The sequence below is a fragment of the Variovorax sp. J22R115 genome, from assembly GCF_030317005.1.
Taxonomy (GTDB): domain Bacteria; phylum Pseudomonadota; class Gammaproteobacteria; order Burkholderiales; family Burkholderiaceae_C; genus Variovorax.
Map to the genome: position 1 here is coordinate 1 of NZ_JASZYM010000049.1, position 2,908 is coordinate 2,908.

Below are 2,908 nucleotides of genomic sequence, written 5' to 3' on the forward strand. Positions count from 1 at the left end.
GAGCTTGGGCCACTGCCCGTGCAGGTAGTGCAGGGCCTCGCCCAGCAAACTCGTTGGCGCGACGGCGTGCAGATTCATGAGCAGCAGTTGCTCGATGTTGGCCACCACCGAAGCGCTGTAGCGCTTGCGCAGCCGCCCGCGGCGCTGCGGCGACCTGCTGCGCGTCAGTCAGGATGAGAACAGCGCGTCAATCTGGATGAGAAGAACCGCGGTGCTGGAACGGGGCCGGGCGTAGCCCGGAACCGTTCCACCACCGCGCGCGCCTTTGGGGCGTCCTCGATCGGAGGCCCCGTTGGTGGTCGCGGTAGATCGGGTATGGAGCATGGATCTTGTGAACACGAGAGCCTGCCGTGCCCGGACATCACATCAACGACTACCAGATGAGGCTTTACATGAAGCACAGATTGTCCGAAGGGCCGCCCAAGGCGGCCGCGCGCGCCGGTTTCAGTGTCGCGACGGCCTACCGTGTCGAGCAGGACCCGCGCCTGCCTTCGCAGAAGAAGACGCCACGCGAGCGACGTCGCCCTGATCCGCTGGCCGAGATCTTCGACGCCGAAGTAATTCCGCTGCTCAAGGCGGCGCCTGGCGTGCGCCCGGTAGCGGTGTTTGAGGAGGTGATGCGGCGCCATCCTGAACTGCCGCCCGGTGTTCGTCGGACGCTGGAGCGGCGTATCCGTGGCTGGCGCGCCATCCATGGCGAAGAACGCGATGTCATCTTCCGTCAGGTCCACGAGCCCGGTCGTCTGGGGCTGTCCGACTTCACAGAGATGGATGCTCTGGGCATCACTGTGGCTGGCGTGACGCTGGACCACCGCCTCTATCACTTCCGCCTGGCCTGCTCGGGCTTCGAGCACGCGCACGTCATCCTCGGCGGGGAGAGCTATGTCGCCCTCGCCGAGGGGTTGCAGAACGCGCTGTGGGCGTTGGGAGGTTCCCCGCTTGAGCATCGCAGCGACAGCCTGTCGGCAGCGTTCCGCAACCTGGAGCCGCAAGCGCGAGATGACTTGACCACGCGCTACGACGCGCTGTGCGCTCACTACGGCATGCAGCCCACGCGCAACAACCGCGGCGTCGCCCATGAGAACGGCGCCATCGAGAGTCCTCATGGCCATCTCAAGAGCGCGATCCGCGACGCCGTGCTGCTGCGCGGCAGCAGCGACTTCTCCGACCTTCTGGCCTATCGCCGCTTCATCGACGAGATCGTCAGCCGCCACAACGCGCGCAACGGCAAGCGCATCGATGCCGAACGCGCCACGCTCCAACCGCTGCCACCGTCACGCACCTGCGACTACGAGGAGACGCTCGTCTACGTAACCTCGGCCGGGGGCTTCACCCTACGCAAGGTGTTCTATACCGTCCCCTCGCGGCTGATCGGCCATCGTCTGCGCGTGCGGCTCTATGACGACCGGCTGGAACTGCTACTCGGCGGCACGTCGCTGATGACGCTCGAGCGCGGCCGCCCTGGCGCCAATGGCAGGCATGGTCATGTCGTCGACTACCGGCACGTCATCCATGCGCTGCGTCGCAAGCCGATGGCCCTGCTCAACCTGGTCTACCGGGACCGGCTCTTCCCTCGTGAAGCCTATCGACTGACGTTCGATCGTCTTTGCGAGGAGCTTCCACCACGCGCGGCCTGCAAGGCGATGGTCGAGCTGCTGAGCCTGGCGCACGAGCGTGTCTGCGAAGCCCAACTCGCCGACGTGCTGACCCAGGGCCTGTCCGAGCGTCGACTACCCGATCTCAAGGCGCTGTGGACGCGCTTCACGCCGGATCCGGCTCGCTTGCCGGAGGTGTGCGTGCAACTGGCCTCGCTGAGCGACTACGAGGCCTTGGTCAACCTCGACATGGGAGTGCAAGCATGAATGAAGAATTCGACACGACGCGCCTGACGCTGCTGCTCAACGAACTGCGGCTGCCCGCGCTCAAGCAGATATGGCCCACCTTCGCCGATCGCTCGGACAAGGAGGGCTGGCCCGCTGCGCGGCTGCTCATGACCTTGGCCGAGCATGAGATCGCTGAGCGCGACCGGCGCCGCATCGAACGTCACCTCGGCGAGGCCAAGCTTCTGCCTGGCAAGACCCTGGAGAACTTCGACTTCGACGCCGTGCCGATGGTGTCCAAGGCGCAGGTCTCGGCACTGTGCGCCGGCGATGGCTGGTTGCGCAACGGCGCCAATTTGATCCTCATGGGGCCGCCCGGGGGCGGCAAGTCGCACTTGTCCTCGGCCATCGGCCTGGCGCTGCTCGAGAAGGGCTGGCGCGTGCTCTTTGCGCGCACCTCCGACCTCGTCCAGCGACTGCAGGTCGCTCGTCGGGAGCTGGCCCTGGAAGCGGCGATCAACCGCCTCGATCACTTCGATCTCGTCGTCCTCGATGACTTCGCCTACGTCACCAAGGACCAGGCCGAGACCTCGGTCCTGTTCGAGTTGATCAGTGCTCGCTACGAGCGTCGCTCCCTGCTCATTACCGCCAACCAGCCCTTCGGCGAATGGAACAAGGTCTTCCCGGATCCAGCCATGACCCTGGCTGCCGTCGATCGACTCGTGCACCACTCGACGATCTTCGAGCTCAACGTCGAGAGCTACCGAAGACGCACCGCAATGCAACGCAAGCAGCACGGACCGGGGCGTCCCGCGAGCTTCGCCACACCAAGGAACGTCGGCGTCCCAACCCCGCGCGACAAACAACCCGCCGCTTGACCCTTGCCAGCGTCAATCAACGCCGGCATCATCCTTCGGCCGCGACAACTTCTCTCATCTTGTTTGTCGCGCGCCTATCACCCAGATCGTCGCGCCACAGGCGACCACTTCTCGGCTCGCGCCTCGGCGCGGTAGAGCTTGCCAATGAGTTTGACGAACCGTGTGGCCAGCTGGTCCGGTGACCGGGCTGCCTTCGGGATCGCCTCCTCA

At 65.5% G+C, this 2,908-nt stretch carries 3 protein-coding genes and 1 pseudogene; 2 read left to right on the plus strand and 2 right to left on the minus strand.

From position 1 onward, the window contains the following. On the minus strand, positions 1–168 hold a 168-nt coding region (locus QTI04_RS34075; protein ID WP_286619623.1), incomplete at its 3' end, for a transposase. Positions 169–380: 212 nt separating this feature from the next. On the opposite strand from QTI04_RS34075, the gene istA reads away from it, so the two are divergent. Next, complete coding sequence (gene istA, locus QTI04_RS34080; protein ID WP_286619624.1) at positions 381–1,862, plus strand: IS21 family transposase; 1,482 nt, start codon at positions 381–383, stop codon at positions 1,860–1,862. After that, the gene (gene istB, locus QTI04_RS34085) at positions 1,859–2,698 is read left to right on the plus strand and encodes an IS21-like element helper ATPase IstB (protein WP_286619622.1); all 840 of its coding nucleotides are present in this window, start codon (positions 1,859–1,861) and stop codon (positions 2,696–2,698) included. Before istA ends, istB begins: the two co-directional genes overlap by 4 nt. A 101-nt stretch (positions 2,699–2,799) precedes the next feature. Here istB and QTI04_RS34090 read toward each other — a convergent pair. Beyond that, positions 2,800–2,908 (minus strand): annotated as a pseudogene (locus QTI04_RS34090) (IS66 family transposase); the annotation flags it as partial.

Bases quoted from the DNA above. Each gene is read 5' to 3' on its own strand.
- istA (WP_286619624.1), top strand. From the start codon at position 381: ATGAGGCTTTACATGAAGCACAGATTGTCCGAAGGGCCGCCCAAGGCG.
- istB (WP_286619622.1), top strand. From the start codon at position 1,859: ATGAATGAAGAATTCGACACGACGCGCCTGACGCTGCTGCTCAACGAA.